18 protein-coding genes are annotated in these 18,014 nt (G+C 47.1%); 9 read left to right on the top strand and 9 right to left on the bottom strand.

From position 1 onward, the window contains the following. Nucleotides 1-298 precede the first annotated feature (298 nt). Nucleotides 299-2,017: a SpoIID/LytB domain-containing protein gene (locus tag ACE1CM_RS21180; RefSeq protein WP_374880096.1), complete on the bottom strand. Its 1,719-nt coding sequence runs from the start codon at nt 2,015-2,017 to the stop codon at nt 299-301. A gap of 179 nt (nt 2,018-2,196) precedes the next feature. On the opposite strand from ACE1CM_RS21180, the gene ACE1CM_RS21175 reads away from it, so the two are divergent. The 3 genes from ACE1CM_RS21175 (at nt 2,197) to ACE1CM_RS21165 (ending at nt 3,624) form a co-directional block, all read left to right on the top strand. Continuing rightward, nucleotides 2,197-2,460, top strand: coding sequence for a ParB N-terminal domain-containing protein (locus ACE1CM_RS21175; protein WP_374880094.1), 264 nt, complete (start codon nt 2,197-2,199; stop codon nt 2,458-2,460). An 89-nt stretch (nt 2,461-2,549) separates the two neighbouring features. Then, nucleotides 2,550-3,200, top strand: coding sequence for a helix-turn-helix domain-containing protein (locus tag ACE1CM_RS21170; protein WP_374880092.1), 651 nt, complete (start codon nt 2,550-2,552; stop codon nt 3,198-3,200). Nucleotides 3,201-3,276: 76 nt separating this feature from the next. Then, complete coding sequence (locus ACE1CM_RS21165) at nt 3,277-3,624, top strand: STAS domain-containing protein (RefSeq protein WP_374880091.1); 348 nt, start codon at nt 3,277-3,279, stop codon at nt 3,622-3,624. A gap of 7 nt (nt 3,625-3,631) precedes the next feature. Here ACE1CM_RS21165 and ACE1CM_RS21160 read toward each other — a convergent pair whose 3' ends face one another. Next, a complete protein-coding gene (locus ACE1CM_RS21160) occupies nt 3,632-4,768 on the bottom strand; it encodes a PP2C family protein-serine/threonine phosphatase (protein WP_374880089.1) in 1,137 nt (378 codons plus the stop codon). Between the two features lie 94 nt (nt 4,769-4,862). Between ACE1CM_RS21160 and ACE1CM_RS21155 the strand changes: the two genes are divergently transcribed. Together ACE1CM_RS21155 and ACE1CM_RS21150 are read left to right on the top strand one after the other, a co-directional pair. Then, a complete protein-coding gene (locus ACE1CM_RS21155; RefSeq protein WP_374880087.1) occupies nt 4,863-5,045 on the top strand; it encodes a hypothetical protein in 183 nt (60 codons plus the stop codon). A 17-nt stretch (nt 5,046-5,062) separates the two neighbouring features. After that, nucleotides 5,063-5,458: an ATP-binding protein gene (locus ACE1CM_RS21150; RefSeq protein ID WP_374880085.1), complete on the top strand. Its 396-nt coding sequence runs from the start codon at nt 5,063-5,065 to the stop codon at nt 5,456-5,458. Here ACE1CM_RS21150 and ACE1CM_RS21145 read toward each other — a convergent pair. Further along, the gene (locus tag ACE1CM_RS21145) at nt 5,413-6,186 is read right to left on the bottom strand and encodes a DUF1350 family protein (RefSeq protein WP_374880083.1); all 774 of its coding nucleotides are present in this window, start codon (nt 6,184-6,186) and stop codon (nt 5,413-5,415) included. The genes ACE1CM_RS21150 and ACE1CM_RS21145 overlap by 46 nt on opposite strands. 695 nt (nt 6,187-6,881) lie before the next feature. After that, the gene (locus ACE1CM_RS21140) at nt 6,882-7,151 is read right to left on the bottom strand and encodes a hypothetical protein (protein WP_374880081.1); all 270 of its coding nucleotides are present in this window, start codon (nt 7,149-7,151) and stop codon (nt 6,882-6,884) included. Between the two features lie 262 nt (nt 7,152-7,413). On the opposite strand from ACE1CM_RS21140, the gene ACE1CM_RS21135 reads away from it, so the two are divergent. Beyond that, on the top strand, nt 7,414-8,019 hold the full coding sequence (locus ACE1CM_RS21135; protein WP_374880079.1) for a DUF3318 domain-containing protein: 606 nt from the start codon (nt 7,414-7,416) through the stop codon (nt 8,017-8,019). Nucleotides 8,020-8,028: 9 nt separating this feature from the next. On the opposite strand, the gene ACE1CM_RS21130 is transcribed toward ACE1CM_RS21135, so the two are convergent. Genes ACE1CM_RS21130 through ACE1CM_RS21110 form a run of 5 tightly spaced genes read right to left on the bottom strand, consistent with a single transcriptional unit; the run spans nt 8,029 to nt 14,067 of the window. Further along, a complete protein-coding gene (locus ACE1CM_RS21130; RefSeq protein ID WP_374880077.1) occupies nt 8,029-8,559 on the bottom strand; it encodes a hypothetical protein in 531 nt (176 codons plus the stop codon). 7 nt (nt 8,560-8,566) lie between these two features. Next, nucleotides 8,567-9,139, bottom strand: coding sequence for a hypothetical protein (locus tag ACE1CM_RS21125; protein WP_374880075.1), 573 nt, complete (start codon nt 9,137-9,139; stop codon nt 8,567-8,569). Nucleotides 9,140-9,156: 17 nt separating this feature from the next. Next, nucleotides 9,157-11,097: a glycosyltransferase gene (locus ACE1CM_RS21120; RefSeq protein ID WP_374880073.1), complete on the bottom strand. Its 1,941-nt coding sequence runs from the start codon at nt 11,095-11,097 to the stop codon at nt 9,157-9,159. A 31-nt stretch (nt 11,098-11,128) separates the two neighbouring features. Continuing rightward, nucleotides 11,129-12,334: a glycosyltransferase gene (locus ACE1CM_RS21115; RefSeq protein WP_374880071.1), complete on the bottom strand. Its 1,206-nt coding sequence runs from the start codon at nt 12,332-12,334 to the stop codon at nt 11,129-11,131. Beyond that, the gene (locus tag ACE1CM_RS21110) at nt 12,331-14,067 is read right to left on the bottom strand and encodes a glycosyltransferase family 39 protein (RefSeq protein WP_374880069.1); all 1,737 of its coding nucleotides are present in this window, start codon (nt 14,065-14,067) and stop codon (nt 12,331-12,333) included. The genes ACE1CM_RS21115 and ACE1CM_RS21110 overlap by 4 nt, the downstream gene beginning before the upstream one ends. A gap of 163 nt (nt 14,068-14,230) precedes the next feature. Here ACE1CM_RS21110 and ACE1CM_RS21105 point away from each other — a divergent pair, with 163 nt between their 5' ends. The 3 genes from ACE1CM_RS21105 (at nt 14,231) to ACE1CM_RS21095 (ending at nt 17,982) form a co-directional block, all read left to right on the top strand. Continuing rightward, nucleotides 14,231-15,229 (top strand): glycosyltransferase family 2 protein, encoded by a 999-nt coding sequence (locus ACE1CM_RS21105; RefSeq protein ID WP_374880067.1) that lies wholly within the window; start codon nt 14,231-14,233, stop codon nt 15,227-15,229. 101 nt (nt 15,230-15,330) lie between these two features. Continuing rightward, nucleotides 15,331-17,085 carry a hypothetical protein gene (locus ACE1CM_RS21100; RefSeq protein WP_374880065.1) on the top strand — a complete coding sequence of 585 codons (1,755 nt, stop codon included), beginning with the start codon at nt 15,331-15,333 and terminating at the stop codon, nt 17,083-17,085. Nucleotides 17,086-17,262: 177 nt separating this feature from the next. Further along, nucleotides 17,263-17,982, top strand: a complete 720-nt coding sequence (locus ACE1CM_RS21095) for a TVP38/TMEM64 family protein (RefSeq protein ID WP_374880063.1) — start codon at nt 17,263-17,265, stop codon at nt 17,980-17,982. The last annotated feature ends 32 nt before the right edge of the window (nt 17,983-18,014 follow it).

The following is an 18,014-nucleotide window of genomic DNA, read 5'->3' as shown; positions in this document are numbered from 1 at the left end:
AGCCGTATGAGGTACGGCTTTGTTTGTTTTGCGGGGCGCGGTTGCCAGGGGCGGCCCCAAACAAAAAAAATATTTTTTTAAGGCAAACTATTTAAAAATATTTAGAAAATATTAAAAGAGGTTTTAATTTGTCCTTTTTTTTAAAATTGTGTGTGTTAAGGATTATTGGTTTTTGTGTGTGTTGGGGATGGTTTTCGGGGGCCGCTACACAAACAAAGCCGTACCTCATACGGCTGCAATCCGCTATAAAGATGGGGAAGATGGGGAAAAAGTTTTTCCCCGCTCTCCCTCAACTTTTCTATTTCTTTTCTGCGGATGGATTCTGCCAAAAAACAATCGAATTGTTCAGGGGAACCAGTTGAGTCCCAGGATAGTAAAAGTTAAGAATTCGCTCGCTTGACCAACCGAGTTCGGCTAACTTATACGCACCTGTTTGACTCAAACCAACCCCATGTCCGAAGCCACCCCCGATAAAGGCGTAACCCCACATCGCGTTGTTTTTTTTAACGGGTTCTACATAAAAAAATGTACTACGCGGGGGTAATAAAGCGCTGCGAACTTCTTCTTTGCTAAGTTCAAGATTGCCTTTATCGGTTTGCACCACCATTTTCTGAATCCGTCCCGCTGGCGAGCGATCAACAATCTGCATTCCGCGAATAGCGGTAAGATTCGCCAGCGGATGCTTGCGATTTTCCAGATATTTTCGCAAATGATCCGTCAAAACCCTCAGACTGGCTTCTTTACGCCAGCGAAACATCTCCCAGCGTTCTTCATTAAAGCCTTTTTCCAAGCTGATAAATCGTCGGAAGTTTTCCTCGGACGCTAAACTATTGCTTGACAAATCCCAAATATTGCCCACCGCATCGACTACGGGGATCAAATAAGGCCGATCTTCGCCATTCCAAACATCGCTAAAAGGAGCCGTAACGCCGCCCGTGGTGGAAGAATATAACGCATCCACCAGCTCGTTATTGTAAGTCAATACCAAGCCTTTTGTAGAAGCGATCGCTCGATCGGTAGTCGGCGTTGCGCCGCTGAGTCCATAATAAACCTGGCAGTGAACGTCAGCACAAAGCTGATAGCCATCAATGGCAAACCGGCGCAAGTTTCGCAGCGCATAAGTCCGCGCAATTACTGCTTGTGCTTCCAATGCCGCAGTTGGCGCCGCTGCGCCAATTTCGTTGGGAACCACACCCCGCAGATAAGTTTCTAACCCAACGCGATTCACCAAGGTAAAATTGCCGTAGGCATTCGGCTGAATATTCAACGGCCCGACGAACAAACGACTGGGACGCTTGTTTTTCCCTTGGGACACCTGGATCGTATTTTTACCGGCAGCAACGATTTCCAACTGAGCGCGGGTGAAGCGAAAGCCGTTCGCCATCCAGGATACCCTGGGCACTTTTTCCACAACTTTCGTCTCGATATGTGCTGTTTTTAAGCCCTTTGCTTGTAAACTTTGCAACAGCAACCGTCTCAGTAAGGGAGTGTTGTAAACATCCCGTTTTGCCCAAACCTGCCAGCGCTCTGGTTGAGCAACTTCGGTTTCAATCCCTTTTGCACGCCACTCTTGGGCATAATCTTCCGCCGTCTCGAAGTTTGGGTGGACGCTGATGACAACTCGCTCTTCTAACACGGGTTCCGGTAGCGGTTGCATCGCGATTTCCAGCTTCACCTTATCCACCGAAACAGTTTGCGCTTGCAGATTACCAGCAAGGAAGCGCAATGTCAAGCTATCGCCCGGTGTCGCTTCCAAGGTTAGCTCATCGTCTGGTTTTTCCCCAAACCGCTGCACTATCCCGACTTGAAGTTCTACATCCTCATTCGCATTCGCCTTGCCAGCATCTGCCGCCAGTCCTAGCAAACACAAAGCGGTCAGTACCAACCCCTTGTCCCATCGGAGCCTTTTCCCGGTAGAACGCGGCTTTGGCGTCAATTTCTGCTTGGGGACGTTAATTATCTGCATGGGCTGTTCTGGCGCGATCGCAGTTCGATCAAACATCGTACTCGAAACCATATCAGTTATTCCATCCTTTGCCGCACTTACGCTCATATTCCCGGTTTCTACGCAAAATCCTTGGTAAAGGGAACCAGAGATCGACTCTGAAACCGGGTTTTCCTGTTTTGGCAGAACGGTGGCAAATCAAACTCATAACGAGTATGATTAAAAGGTAAGAGTAAAGCAACAGAAGTCATATGACTAAAGTACAAGAAATTCCCCTATCCCAGATTCGCCGCCCCTTGTATCGAGAAAACGATCGAGCTAAAGTAGCGGCATTGATGGAATCAATTCAAGAAATTGGTCAGCAAGAACCGATCGACGTGTTAGAAGTAGACGGACAGTATTACGGCTTTTCTGGCTGTCATAGGTTTGAAGCCTGCCAGCGCTTGGGTAAAGAAACCATCCTTTGCAGAGTCCGTAAAGCGCCCCGCTCAGTTCTGCGAATGCATTTAGCTTAGGGAATAGGTAATCGGTCATAGGTCAAGCGGAAAAAACCCATTACCGATTACCCAATCTAAAATCTAAAATCTAAAATCTAAAATTCCCTATGCCTCAGAACCAAGATTACACCCATCAGTTGCAGCAGTTGATGCAACGGGTGGGGATTTCCAGTTTTAGGGCCCTCAGTCGCTCTTGTGGCGTATCCCAGCGGCAATTAAAGCGCATCCGGACGGGAGAGATCTCCCAAATGCGCTCAGAAGACCTGATCAAGCTGTCTCAGGCGCTAGAAGTGCCAGTCAGCGAGTTATGGTCAAAATTTTCTACAGTAGAATTGAATTGGGGAACAGAGTCAGAGGAACCATCGTTAGCGTGGCAGCAGGAGTACGAACGCCTGCAAGGGCAACTAAAACAGCAGCGAGAGTCATTAATGCAGGAGTTTCAACAAGAGAGCCTGCAAGTTTTAGAATCTTGGTTGCTGCAATGGCCTACCGCTGCTTATGCGGCGGGGCAAAATCCCCAACTAGCGGCGGTAAAATTGCTGCCGTTGCTGCGTCCGGTGGAACAACTGCTACAACAGTGGGGGGTAGAAGCGATCGCAACCGTAGGCGCCGAAATAGAATACGATCCGCAGGTGCATCAACTAATGGAAGGAACGGCTGTAGCGGGCGATCGCGTCAAAGTGCGCTACACTGGCTACCGACACGGTGACCGACTCCTATTTCGTGCCAAAGTTAGTCTTGCACCCCGTGCCGATTAAGGCTAAATTGAGGCGAAATTTGTTGTACCCTACCTTGTAGGATAGTTTGCTAAATTGTTTTAAGTCAGAGCGAAACTTGAAAATAAGTATGAGTGCTGTTGTTAAAATTATTCAACCCGATGGTGTTTTTGACGGTCCCAAAGGCAGTCAATTTCGGCAAGAAATTAGCAAGCTAGTTGATAATGGAGCCAATCTTGTATTATTGGATTTCCAGGATGTTAGCTTTATGGATAGTTCTGGACTAGGGGCTGTAGTGCTATCCCTCAAAACAGTACGTGCGGCTGGGGGGCAGCTTTTCGTATGCTCGCTCAACGACCAAATTAGAATGTTGTTTGAACTCACCAGCATGGATCGCGTATTTGAAATTTTTGCCAACCGGGAGGAGTTTAAGAAGGCGATGAAATCAAACAAGGAGATTCATTAGCCAACAACTAATCAAAACCAATTTCTAAAATAGACAGATCGTCATCAAAAACATCTTTAGGATTGACAGATTGAACCTGGCACATAACTCTGTCTAGATTGCTTTGCTTGCCGTTTTTACACTCCTTAAGCAGATCGATGAAAGCATCCAGCCCCCAAACAGCACCGTCCGGTTGATGAATTTCGTAAACTCCATCGCTGAAAATATAGAGGGTGCTGCAAGCCTCGATCTGGCAGAGATTGTTGGTAAATCGGACATCTGGGAACATACCAATGGGTACGCCAGGAGTTTTCAGGCGTTGCACCTGAGCTATCGACCCTGGTCTTCCCGACAGCAACACGGCTGGGGGATGACCGGCGCTAGCATAAGTTAGTTGGCGCTGGCGTTGGTTATACACTCCGTACCAGATAGTAAAGTACTTGTCATTTTGGTAACTCATCTGGAAGGTTTGATTTAAAGCGCTGAGAACCTGGCTGGGTTGATAGTAGTTGAGATGGGGAATTGCCCGACTTCGCAGTAAGTTAACCACAGAAATCGAAGGCAGGGTGGCTCTTAAACCATGTCCGGCGGTATCGAGCAGATAAATTGCCAAACAATCCTCATCCAGCCAGAAATAATCAAAACAATCGCCCCCTAGCCGCCTGGAGGGAATAAACCGCGCCTGGATCGACACTGGCGTCGCCATTGGCTCTGGGAGGAGCGATCGCACGTACTCAGCCGCTTCCGCCCATTCTGCCTCTAAAATTTGCTTTTGGGTTTGCAAATCGTGGTTGAGTTGGTGCAAGCGCAGTCCAGCGCGTACCCTTGCCGTCAACTCGTTGATCTCGATCGGTTTAGAGATAAAATCATCCGCACCCGCATCCAACCCCTTGACGCGATCCTGCACCGAATCCAGGGAAGTCAGTAAAATAAAGAACGTCGTCGATAGCTCTGGATCGGCTTTCACCCGGCGGCAGACTTCAATTCCATTCATTTTGGGCATCATCCAGTCACAAATAATCAGTGCTGGATGTAACTGTTGTGCCTTCGCCAAACCTTCTTCCCCATCACTCGTCACGGTGACTGCATAACCTTGTTTTTTGAGCAGTCTTGTCAGCACTAGCCCGACAGACGGGTCATCATCAACTACCAGAATTTGAAACATGGAATCAAGGCACTACCAGTTCCTTATTATTTAAGCATTAGCTCAAAGATATCGGTGAACCTCGGTACTGGAGCAATAAAACCCGATCCAGGGAGTGGCGCTGGCTTTCTTGGGCGAATCAATCGCACCTTGGGCTGAATTTCCTTTATCATATATTAATGATGGCTGGGATGCGATCGCCTTGATTGCGGTTGCGACTCCTAATTTGATTGAATTTAATGGTTTGCAAAATTGTCGCTTCCCCGAAAAAATAATTTACAAGTTAAAACAGATCTAAATGCTTTAGCGGAGATTTTGTCGTGGTTTGCTCAGTTGTACGAACCGCAAATCCCCAGAGCCATCTGGTTGCGCTGCGAACTCGCTCTAGCAGAAGGTTTTACGAATGCGGTGCGTCACGCCCACAAAGATAAATCAAAAGACGTTCCCATCGATGTGGAAGTGACCATAGCCGACGATACTATAGAAATGCGAATTTGGGATGGCGGGGCTGGGTTTGATTTAAAGCAGCATCTGGAGAATATACCGAAGTCTGAGGATAACCAGACGGGTGGAGGGCGGGGATTGCAACTAATCCAGAAGACAACCGATGATTTCAGTTATACCCGTACAGTCGATAACCGCAATTGTTTATTGATGATGAAATCTTATCGGGGTGAAAACGGATCGATCCAGCGGAAAATAGCTGATTGAAGCTGATTGAGTTCCCGGTATACTTCTTGCTTGAACCACTGTCCCAGAGCATCCCAAGGGGTAAAAACTTGACCGACTTGCCAGCGGACATCTTGCCCCAAGGGCGTCAGATGGTTTCCCGGCAGTCTTACAGCACTCACCATATCGCCAAAGCGGTTTTGCAGCAATGCTGTTAGGGCATCGGTTTGGTCGATGGTATCGTTTTTGAATTGAATCAACAGATTGCGCCGCACTTGGTAACGCTGGGCGACGATCGCATTGGTTTTTTGTGGGGAAGGAGTAAACTCAACGTTAAAGGTAGTAGACAGATTAAACTGATCGACTAAGGGAATGGCATCGCGGGCGGCGTAGTTATTGAAGGAAATTAGGATATTACCGGCTCTTTCGACTGAAAATAGGCTACCAATCAGTAAGTGCAATTTGCAGCCCATGCTGTGTCCTATGCCGTAAATGGGAAGATAGCGGCGTCGCAGTAGGGAGTTTGCCTGTAAAGTTTCTAGGGTGTCCTCGAAACTGTAAAGTACCGATCTAGCGATCGCAGCATGATCCAGCGTATTCACAAACGGCGTCGCCACGACTAAATAACCTTTACGTCCCAAGTCTTCTAATAACATGCGATAAGTCACCTGGGGTGCGGTGGCGACGAAAGCACCCCCCAAAAAATGTATTATCGCAAGGGGGCGGGGGGGAATTAATACCCAGTTGCCGGAGATTTCTTGCCAGTCCATGCCAAACGCCAGAGTTGTTTACACTTCTTTATATTAACTGGCAACATCAGTGGGATTGACCTCTCCCCCTGTTGAAACAGGGGGATTCACCTGAAAGCCTAGATTTTGCGTCTATAAACCCGGTTTTTCAAGCCTTAGCACAGTTTTTTGATGCAATTCTTTAATAGCGCTGTAGTAATCTGTAGAAATTATTGATTATTTTTGCTGCCGATATCAATACCATCTTTGTTACCTTGGTTCGATCCAAACACAACATGAACGATGGGATTGATCGGGCAGCGATGGATCGCAAAACATGCTGCTTTGTTAATCGCATCTTTGACTTGACGGTTACGCTTCTCTGCGATCGTGGCTAGCTCAAAATCCCAATACTTCCCAGATTTACCCGCTTTCAGAGAAGCAATGCGACGATTGTAATTTTGGTTAATTGATTTCAGGAAAGCGTCGATCTAGGATGAAGCTTTGGTCAAGAGTGGAAATGCCAGTTAGTCAGTTATCTAACCCCAAAGCAATCACAAGTGAATGATTTGGAGCTAGTCCAAGATGGCAGGTTGCCCCATCGTTGCCGTGCTTGTAAACGTACTCTGCCTAAAATACATTGTTTTTTGGCAGAATTCGCAGCTTGACAATTTGATCTGGTTTAATGCCAAATGCTGCGTTAATCCAGAGTTCGGTTAGCCTACCAGGCAGCGAAATTAATCATCAAACGGATTGGGGTCGAGATCGTTCTTGGTAAACTCTGAAGGGGGACGTTCGTTACTCCAAGCCCACCAAACGGTGCCGCACTTGCACTCGTAGAACTCTTGCCACTTTTTGCGATAGTCTTCAGTATAAACAGGCGATCGCCGGTTGATCCAAACTCGCTGCGCCTCCATACAAGAAGCACGACACGCAGGACAGTGGAACTCGTGGGCGTGGATTGCCTTATTAGTCCAGTCGGGTGGAATGGGGGCGAAAGCATCCATGCGTCAAACAGATTGGGGTCTATCGCCCATTATCAGCTTTCTGAGTGTCAATGTGGTATCGGCAAATAATTTTTCTAACCCAGAGAAATATTAATGGTTTGGCAAAGTCAGGATTTACGCAAGCGCGTTGCCAGAAACAAAGGTGAAGAGTCGATCTCTGGTTTCCTTTCCCAACGATTTTTCGTATCACCCTTGTTTCTTTGCGTAAGTCCTGAAAGTGCTGCGATCGTTTACCCTAAATGGTGAGGGGTCAAAAAACAGTATGGAGCCAACTGCGGAAATTCGCCGCCTATTAGATATAATGCCTGCTTCCGGGCGCATGATCGCCAAAATCACCAGCAAACCGGAGCAACCAAAAGTGATTGACTGCCAGTTTCCCCTGCCTTGGAACCAAGAACGACCGATTTGGATTAATTTTGACCTGTGGCGACGAATGCCTAGACCGCAGCGGGATATGCTGCTGTTGCGAACCGTTAGCTGGTTAATAGGGGTGAAGTGGTTTAAGCCGGATTTGTATCAAGGTATTGTAGTCGCTGGGGTGTTGGCGGGAACGTTTCAATTTTCCCAAGGGGATGCGATGGGGATATTGGTTTCTGGGGGGTTAAGCGCGATCGCCGGATACCAAATTTGGCGCCAAAGCCGCAGCACCCAGTCGCAACTCGATGCTGACGAAGCCGCGATTAAAGTTGCCACGAGACGGGGCTACGAGGAAGCAGAAGCCGCCAGAAACTTGCTAGGAGCCATCGAAGCCGTTGCCCAAATCGAAAGGCGTCCACTCGATTTTACCGAACTGGTACGAGGGCAAAATTTGCGAGCGATCGCCGGACTTTCTCCCGTAGGCGTTCCGGATACGATCGAGCAAGAATAAAATCTAGATTTAACCTTGTTTAGTCAGCCGTTCAACAGCAGTTGTTAACTTTAACAACTGTTGCTGCATTTGATGTATTTTTTCTTCTAGGGTCGCGATGTATTGTGTCTGCTGATTTACAGTCTGCTCGAGTTGTACCACTCGCTGCGCTAGAGATAGCTGTTCTACACCCTCGTTGAACGCATCTACAAGATTTTTCCAACTGCGCGATCGCAGCTTAATCCCGCGAACATCCCGCAGGTATCGATACGCGGCATCATAGCTACCAAACTTAGCTTTTAACGATGCTTCTGTCCAGTGGGTTTCGCCCTTGAGTTGGTTTTTTTCTGATGGGTGCGACTCCCCTGGAAGAAGTTGCTGAGTCGGTGTTTCCTCAGCTTCAGCTTTAGCGTAAAGATAGCCAGTGCGAAGTGCTGTTTCTGCAACGCGGAATGTGTTCTCTGTAATTTCCTGACCGAGTTCCTGCATTTGGTTAATACCATACTGCACTTGGTCGAGTTTCTTAGTAGCTTCTTTCAGAGATTTTGTTAGTTTGCCCATCTTGCTTTTATTTATTATCTAATAGATCGCGACCAATAGCGCGGGGTGTTTCCTCTTTCCAAGACTCCGACTGCTGTGGCGGCAATTTTTTCGGCATCAAATCTTTAATATCGGTATTGAGGAGTTTATGAGCGGCTTTTATTAATACTAGCAAGCGATGCCCCACCGAAAACGGCCCTTTGTCGTTACTTACTTGCTCATAAACTGACTCAAACTCCTCGATTAACTGAGTTGTTACATTCAGCTGATCCTTTAAGTCTTTTACTTCTTCATTTAGGCTATCACCCCAAAATTTTAACTGTTGCTGCGCTTCAACGCTGTGAGCAAGTGATTTTTGCAGCTTTTCTGTTTCGGCGTTAACTTTCTCAAGTGTAGTTGTCGTTTGTTTGAATTTTTGCTGTAAAGTTATAAGATTCGCTTTTGCCTCGTTCTGGCGTCGGACTAACTGACCTCGACTGATAGTTAGGCTGCGGTAAGTATTGCGAATATTTTGATAATGCGCCTCTAATTCTTCGCGACTGAGCTTTTCAGTATGGAGGGGAAATTCACTGACGCTTTTGTACTCTTTATGTTTTGCCATACTTGTTTTCCTGTTATTTAATTAATTCCCATCATTTGTGAATCTGACAGACGATCGCTTAACTGCAAACAACGATAAAGTTTGTATTCGTAACCATCCACCGATGGCTTTACTTGCGAGTCAGCCAAACAATTTTCTGCTGATAACTCGACTGGCGCGTGGAAATTGACCAGCCATAAATTCAGAGGTCGGGGCATTTTTGAGAGCGTTTTTTGCAGCATGACTGTCGCAGTATTTGACCCAATATATTCTTGATGCGCCAACATAAACTGAGGAATTGCTGCTAAATTATTCCCAAATTTACGTTTTAATTCCCAAGCGATTCCCATTAGTTCGCCCGTTTGTACGTGGGTTTTGTGGGTCGTTGCAATTAACGCGGGTATCTGAGATTGTTGTTGGATTAAAGATACCAAAAGGTCGGGACGATAGTATTTTTGATATCCCAAATTACAGACGACAGTTAGTCCGCTTACCAATCCCATCAGCCAAATTAGCGCGACTGCTTTTTTCCCTCTTAAACGGGGTGTATAAGCAGATTTTTCTAATATAGATTGACGCCAAGAAACAGCGAGACTTGCTCCTACTAAAACGATAACGGCTGGAAAGTAAACGAAATTGTATCTTGCACCGCGCGTTAAATCGATGCCGACTCCGTAAGTAATAATAAAAAATATGGCGATCGCACTCACTATAAAGCCACCCAATACCTGTATACCTATACGATTTCCTGCTTGTTGCATCCGGACTTTTAGCCCGCGTACTAAAATAGGCAACGCCCAGATAAAAAAGACAATCATCACCAAACCAGAGACAATAACGATGGGTAGTTGGGATACTTCTACTGGTAGTAAAGACAACATAGTCACCCAGGCAGCGATCGCTTGAAAAATGGGCGCAATCCATTCTATTCCAATGCGATCGCTATTCTTAATCCATTCAGTCAGTTTGCTGTCGTATCCGTGCTGTATCAAAGGTAACCAAATTAATCCTCCGGTCAGGGTTCCCGCTACCACGGCGTAGATGCGCCACCAATGTTTCAGAAAGATAGCTTTTGTGCAGGTTTGAAGAGGACGCGGGGACGCGGAAGAGGACGCGGGGACGCGGTGACGCGGTGAAGCGGGGACTGTTTCCATACAACTCTCCGAGTCACCGCGTCTCCCCAACTCCTTGTCTTCTTGGTGCAGGTGTGCAGGTGAGAGTATAAATTTAACGCCCGTCTGCCCTATGCCCCACATGATTAAAACTATTGCTTCGGCGGACAAAGTAAGAGCAAAAAAATAATGGGTGGCAATTCCTAAAGTGTTAATTGCTACCCAAATAAGTGCTATCCAAATAGATATTGGTTTTTGCTGTTGGATGTTTTTCACGGCAATCACCAAACAGCAAAGCGAGGCAATGACCCATAAAATTGCTAGGGTGTAATGACGCGCTTCCTGTGCCAAAAAAATGCCGTAGGGCGACACCGCCATCATCGCCGCAGCTATATGACCGACTAAGCGGGAACGAAAAGCGAGTATTGCCAAACCAAAGATAGCCGGGATTGAAGCTGCACCCAATAAAGCGGGGAAACTGCGCGCCACCCATAAAGAAACTAACCCATCATCGGAGGGAAACAGATCCATCCACCAATGCGCCAGGACAAAATAAAGCGGCGGATGGTTAGTTTCAGATAGCAAGCTTTGCACTACTTCCCTTGCACCTAGCGCTGAATTTGTTTGTAGCGGTTGTAACAAGGTATCTAGAGCGATCGCTGTATCCAAAGGTACGGTGCGAAAACTGTTTCCCAAGCTAAAAACCAGCGTGGAAAACTCATCCGTCCAAGGCGATTTCGACGCTAAATGAGTGAAGCGCAACGCAATACCAATTGCGATCCACAGTAACAATAGTAACCAGTGGAATTTTAGATTTTGGCTCGTTCCCAAGCTCATGCCTGGGAACGCAGATTTTGGATTTCTCATCAATCTCCAATCTAAAATCTAAAATCTGCAATTATTTTTGCACGTCGGTGACGCGCCAACTGAGCTTTAAATTGAGCCAGAAATTCCAGACGGTGACCAAAGCGATCGCAATCAGCTTTGAGACATATGCATTGATGCCAATGGCAAACAGCAAATTTACGATCAAGGTTTGTAAAATAATTCCTGCGAGGCAGATAATGTTGAATTTCAGCAGCCGTTTTAAGCGCTGACGCTTTCCTGGCTGCCGTTTAGAAATATCGCCAAAAGTCCAGAAATCGTTCCACAAGAAATTATTGATCACTGCCACTTCGGCGGAAAAGATGGTACTGCGAGTCAGCCCTAAACCCAGGATGGTACGCAATATATAAAATACGGTCATGTCTACAAACACGCCGCTGAAACCCACCATACCAAACCGAAAGAACCGGGCAACTGGACCGACGGAAAAGCGCAAGCGAATCAGGTGGCGGATATAATCTACATACTGTTTTGAAGTAACTTTACTTTCACCTTCTTGGCGCTCTTGGAATACATAACCGATTTCACCAATCCAGGGTACACGTCCGCGAGCCAGCACTTCAATTTGTATTTTGTAACCTAGGGGACTCATTTCGCGACCAGCGATGCATTTGCGGCGTACCATAAAGTAACCGCTCATCGGATCGGTGACGCGACCGATCACTTCTGGCAGGATAATTAAACCCATAGTTTGAGCGCCACGGGATAGAAAGCGGCGAATAATACTCCAGTCGCTGACGCCGCCGCCTTCTACGTGACGAGAAGCGATCGCCATATCACCTCCCCGCTTAATTTCGCCCCACAGTTTCTCTAACAATTCTGGAGGGTGCTGCAAATCTGCATCGATCACCCCCAGTACCTCTCCGCGCGCCGCTTGCCAGCCGCGAATTACTGCTGTAGAAAGTCCCTTTTCTTTCTCCCGCCGCATCACTCGCAGTTGGGGATACAGGGGCATTAAATCTTCAGCAATTTTCCAAGTGCCGTCGGGGCTATTGTCATCAACTACAATTAGCTCGTAGGCTCCGGGGAGAAATTCATCGAGCAAAGTACTTAATTGCTGAACAATTTTAGCGACGTTTTTTCCCTCGTTGAAAGTGGGAATAACTAGGGAAAAAATCAAGGTGCCATTCTCCGAATCGAGGTAAGTAGGCGGTAATTCAGGAATTACTAAAGCGCCAGTTGGAACCGGCAGGAGCGAATTAGGTTGGCTGATACTCATTTACCAGGACGAGTGTAAAGGTTGACAGTAAATTGATCGATGTCCATCGTGCCGGACAACTGCTTTGTTTTGGTTGGTTTGCACGGTTGTTTGCTGTTGCAAAAAGCCGTTTGCAACACTTTTTCGATTTTGCGCTTTTCGGTTTGCTTTTGGGTTTCGGTTTTTAGAGCAGACCACACTGGTTTAGCGCTGTCCAAGAAAATTAAGCGAGAATATTTCGAGCCTTCTGCACCCTGGAGAACTTTTTCTAAACTCGGAGCTAGCTTAGCAGGCGCGCGAGCCAATAGCTTCACCGAAGTATTGGGAGGCGTGTAATAAGCTAAACGCAGAACGTGTCCCCAAGCATTGGAGTTCATTGCTACTAAAGTTGGGGTTGTAGGTGCTTGCCGAATCAAATCGGCGACCTCGTGGAACATGGCGCGCGATCGTAGCGTATAGTCGCCCACGCCAACGGTCAAATAGAGTAACAGCAAACCCCCCGCCACGGTCGGCAGCCACCTCCCAGATGCATGCAACAGCCAAGTCGCGATTAACAGCAAGCATCCGGGCAGAATAAAGATCAACGTTCTCCCTTGACCAAAACCAACAGTGTACTTGTTGGTTACTACATCTATGGTCAATGCCACCAACAGGGGAACGATGCCCAAAACAAAAGCCACAAGCAAGCTGCGACGTTCTCCCATTCGCCACAAGCTAATGGCACAAGCAGCCAACAGCGCGATCGCTATCGTCCCAGCTACGGTAGAAACCCATACCGGCAAGCTCGTTCCCCAGTCTCCCAAAACTAAATGGTTGCCCAAAGTTTGAGCTACATCTGTCAAGTGCTGTAACCCACCGGCACTGTCAAACTGACCGCCAAGGTTGGGTCGATTTCGCAGTTGCTGTCTGGTTCCCCACCATGCCCAAGGCAGCGTCAGCAGGACGCCAATCCCCAAGCGCAGTACGCGATCCCACCACCGACGCCGGTCGAACACCAGAGCAAAAATACCCAGCGTTATCACCCAGTGGGCAAACAGGTACTGAGTCAACAACCCTGCCGCTACGGAGCCAATTAATACATAACTCCAGAACAATCTTGAGCGGGTGAGGGTGTGAGCGGGTGATCTGGTGAGTGGGGAAGGGTTTTTTTCCTCATTTTCCTCACTTTCTGCCCCATTCCCCATGTTTGTTAGATGCAGCATCGCCCAAGCGCTGAGAATCGCCCACAGCACCAGCGGGGCGTACATGCGGATATTGAGGGAATGGGATAAATAGTAAGGATTGGTGGCGAGTAAGGCAGCTAATATCAATCCGCCGCCACGCCCTAGTAAAAACCGTCCCAGTCCGTAAGCGCTAGCTACTGCACCGGCGCTAATTAACGCGATCAAACCCCGCGTAGCGATTTCGCTGCTGCCAAACAGCCGCATCCAGAAATGCAGGAACAAAAACGACAACGGGGGATGAACGTCGCTGACCAGACCTTTGAAGACGTTGGCGATCGTTTGCACGCCTGCGTTTAGCGGTACCGTAAACAAAGCCGTATATTCACGTAGAACCACGGGTACAGGTCCCGGCCCATCATAGTTTACTGCTTGCCCGCTAGAGACGAGGAGCGATAACACTTCGTCATACCAAAATTCGCGGCTTCCCAGGTTGAGAAGGCGTAATAAAATACCGATGGCTATACCCGCGATTAGCAACAGTTCTAGGGAAAAGCGTGTCGGCGGTTTAAAAATCGGGAAGCTGCGGCTCATACACTTCTACTGTAATAAAAATTCACCAAAGACATCGATATGAGATTTCCCAGTACGATCTTAAAATTCAGGATACCCAAGAATTACTGTGCTATAAAAGCAAAGACCGCGTAATTTTTTAGCAGCCGCGACTTGAGTCTATAAGCTTCTCCGTATTTTTACTATGTCCTGCCATAATCCTGTAGAACTCTCGATAGTGGTTCCTTTTTACAATGAGGAACCTAATATCGACCACCTGTTTAACGAGTTAGAGTCTGTCCTAAAACGCCTGAATGCAAGCTATGAGATTGTTTGCGTCAATGATGGCAGTAGAGACAACACCCTTAAGTGTTTGGTCGAGCATCATCATCGTAACCCAGCGATTAAAGTTGTCAACTTCTCGCGCAACTTTGGCAAGGAAATCGCTCTCACCGCTGGGATTGACTATGCTACGGGTGCGGCGGTGATACCCTTTGATGCCGACCTGCAAGATCCGCCGGAGGTAATTGAGGAATTAGTTGCCAAGTGGCGCGAAGGGTATGATGTGGTTAATGCCACCAGGCGATCGCGCGCCGGTGAAACTTGGTTCAAGCGCTTTACCGCGAACGCTTTCTACGACACCATCGGTAGGATGAGTAAGGTTCCCATCCCCGCCAATACCGGCGACTTTCGCTTATTGGATCGGCGCGTAGTTGACTCCCTCAAACAATTACCAGAACGCAATCGGTTTATGAAGGGGTTGTTCGCCTGGGTAGGATATAAGCAAACAACCGTGATGTTCGACCGCCAACCCCGTCTTAAAGGAACCACTAAGTGGAATTACTGGCGTCTGTGGAATTTTGCCCTTGACGGCATTACCTCATTTAGCTTTCTCCCTTTGAAAGTTTGGGGCTACGTTGGCTTAATCATATCTTTTATTTCCTTGCTTTACGCCGCTTATCTAGTTATTCGCACGCTGATAGATGGCATCGATGTTCCCGGTTATGCTTCGTTAATGGTAGCCGTACTGTTTCTGGGAGGCATTCAACTCCTGACCCTGGGAATTATCGGCGAATATCTAGGTCGCGTCTACGAAGAAGTTAAAGGGCGCCCGCTTTATTTGGTGCGAGAAAGTTATGGGTTTGACAACAATCAAGCCGCCAATCAAGTCAGCGATCTATCAGCGGCAGAAAGTGAAAAATAGTCAACTCGCTCGTTGAGATAAATTTTGAATTACCGCATTTTTAATGATTTATTTTGATTCCAACCTTTGCTAAAGTACGCTAACTAGGACTGATTGCTGTCATGTTAATCCAACGTTATGGCGAATTTATTACCAAGCCTACTGCCAAAACATTCAGTTCGCGGGGAATATTTTGGTTCAGTTTAAGCATGACTTTTGCCGCAACTTACGGACTGATAGCGCTACAGAAAGCCTTCAGGGCAGAGTACGTAATAGAGGACGATGTGCGGGTGTTTGTATTTTGGTTGCAGCAATTTTCAGATCCCGCCTTGCTGCCCAATGACTTTATAGTTGATTATTACAAATCCGTTACGCCACCAGGGTATGCTGCTTTTTATCAGGTGATGGCAGCTATAGGGATCAGTCCAATTTTGGTAAGTAAAATTCTGCCGTTATTTCTGATGCTGATTGCAACAAGCTACGGTTTTGCTTTCTGCATGGAAATACTGCCAGTACCAGCCGCCGGATTTATCGCCACATTGCTGTTAAACCAAAATGTTTGGATGAAAACAGTAATTACTAGCACGCCCAGAGGTTTTGTATATGCACTGTTGCCAGCTTTTGGCTATTATTTGTTGCGGCGATCGCTGATACCCTGTCTGGTAGTCATCATACTGGAAGGACTAATTTATCCCCCATTTGTATTCATCATCGCAGGAGTTTTAATCCTGCGGCTTTTGCGATGGGAGAATGGGCGCCCCTCTTTGTCGGAGGAACGGAACGATTATATTTTCTGCGCTGCTGGACTGGGGGTTGCTGCACTAGCGATGTTACCTTATGCATTAAGCTCGTCTCAATTTGGCCCCACGATTACAGCCGCCCAAGCAAGGGCAATTCCAGAGTTTGGCATAGACGGAAGATCCCCATTTTTTAGCGACGATCCTGTGGAATTTTTCCTCTATGGCTGGCAAAGCGGTCTGCTGAGTGCTGGGCCGTTTGAGCCTCGTTGGGTCGTCTGGACTGGGTTTTTATTGCCCATTCTGCTGCTATTTCCCTCTCGATTTCCCTTAGTGAGTCAGGTAAAAAGCGGCGTGACGGTGTTACTTCAGATGGCGATCGCATCCCTGGGCATGTTTTTTACCGCCCATGCCGTGCTGCTAAAGCTTTATTTTCCCAACCGATATACATACCATTCCCTGCGAATTTTAATGGCTTTAGCGGCTGGAATTGCACTGATATTGATCTTGGATGCGGTTCTCGATTGGGCAAGAGGGCAAACAAACTCTGGCCTCTATTGGAAACGTTTCTTAGCACTGGGAGCAACGATTCTCTTTGGGGCTGCACTTGTTTTTTATCCAGTCTATTTGAACTTGAGAAACTACAATTTCCCCAGACATCCTTATGGAGTTGTGGGTTCGGTGCCACAACTGTATGAGTTCTTTTCCAAACAACCCAAAGACATTCTCATCGCCTCTCTCTCGAATGAAGTGGATAATCTACCAACCTTTGCCAAGCGCTCTATTTTGGCAGGTTGGGAATATGCAAACCCCTATCATTTAGGCTACTATAACCAAATTCGCCAACGCCAAACCGATCTGATCCGCGCTCAGTACAGCGGCGACTTGGCAGAGGTAAAAACTTTTATTCAGAAATATGGGGTAGATTTTTTGCTTTTAGATCGCTCAGCCTTTACCTCTGAGTATCTGACTAAAAATCCCTGGTTCAAACAGTGGCGACCAATTGCCAAAGAGGTGCAAGCAAATTTGAAGCAGCGCGTTCCAGCTTTGTCTCGTGTCGTGCAGCGCTGCTCTGTTTGGCAGAATGAAAATTTAGTTTTTTTGTCAGCAGAATGTATAATCAAAGCTCCCTCTAAATAAGCGCAACTTGTTCTCACTCGTCTAAGGAATGCCACAGCCATGTCACAAAGTAATCAGCTAGCGCAAGGATTCGATTTGAAATAGGTTCACGTTATTAAAGACCCTCGTGGTGTTGAGCTAGTTAAGCTGATTGAAGTTAGTAAAAAATTTCCATGACAGCAGTATTAGGAGTTTTGCGTGTTGAATTTTAAAAGTGGCGTTTTCCTGCTTACAGTCGTCTGTATTATCGCTACAGGAGTGGGGGTTTACCTACTCGGAGGAATTGACCAAGCGCAGTTGCAAACTTGGCTAAAACAGGCGGGTGTATGGGCACCCGTTACTTATATCTTCCTCTATACAGTAGGAACGATATTAATATTGCCTTCAACGCCACTCAATCTCAGCGGCGGGGCGATTTTTGGCGCTTGGTTGGGTACGCTTTGGACTACAATTGCGGCTGTAATTGCTGCTGTAGTCGCTTTTGCTTTTACCCGCACGGTGGGGCGAGATTTAGTAGCGAAAAAATTCGCTGGGCGTTGGGAAGCAATGGATGCAGAAATGCGTCAGGGTGGATTATTTTATATGTTTGCAATCCGTTTGTTGCCGATTATTCCCTACGGTTTGGTTAATTTTGCTGCGGGGTTGACTTCGATTCGATTTCGGGATTATTTTCTCGGGACGCTTTTGGGTACGGTACCAGGAGTTTTGCCGTTTGTACTGTTAGGAAGTTCGGGTTTACAAGCGTTGAGAACTGGGGATGTTTTACCGCTGATGGGGGCGTTGGGTTTGACGGGTATACTTGTAGGCGGTGCGACTTGGTATCGCCGTCGCCGCAGCGATCCCCGAAAAGCTTTAGAAGAAAGCGAAGTCTCTAATTCGTTAAATCAAAGCGCTCCGGATATCGATCGAACTAAATAACTCAATTCTATCCCCTTTAAACACCAGTTAGC

Origin of the sequence: Microseira sp. BLCC-F43 (assembly GCF_041929235.1) — a bacterium.
GTDB lineage: Bacteria > Cyanobacteriota > Cyanobacteriia > Cyanobacteriales > Aerosakkonemataceae > Microseira.
This window is presented reverse-complemented; position numbering and strand designations above follow the sequence as displayed.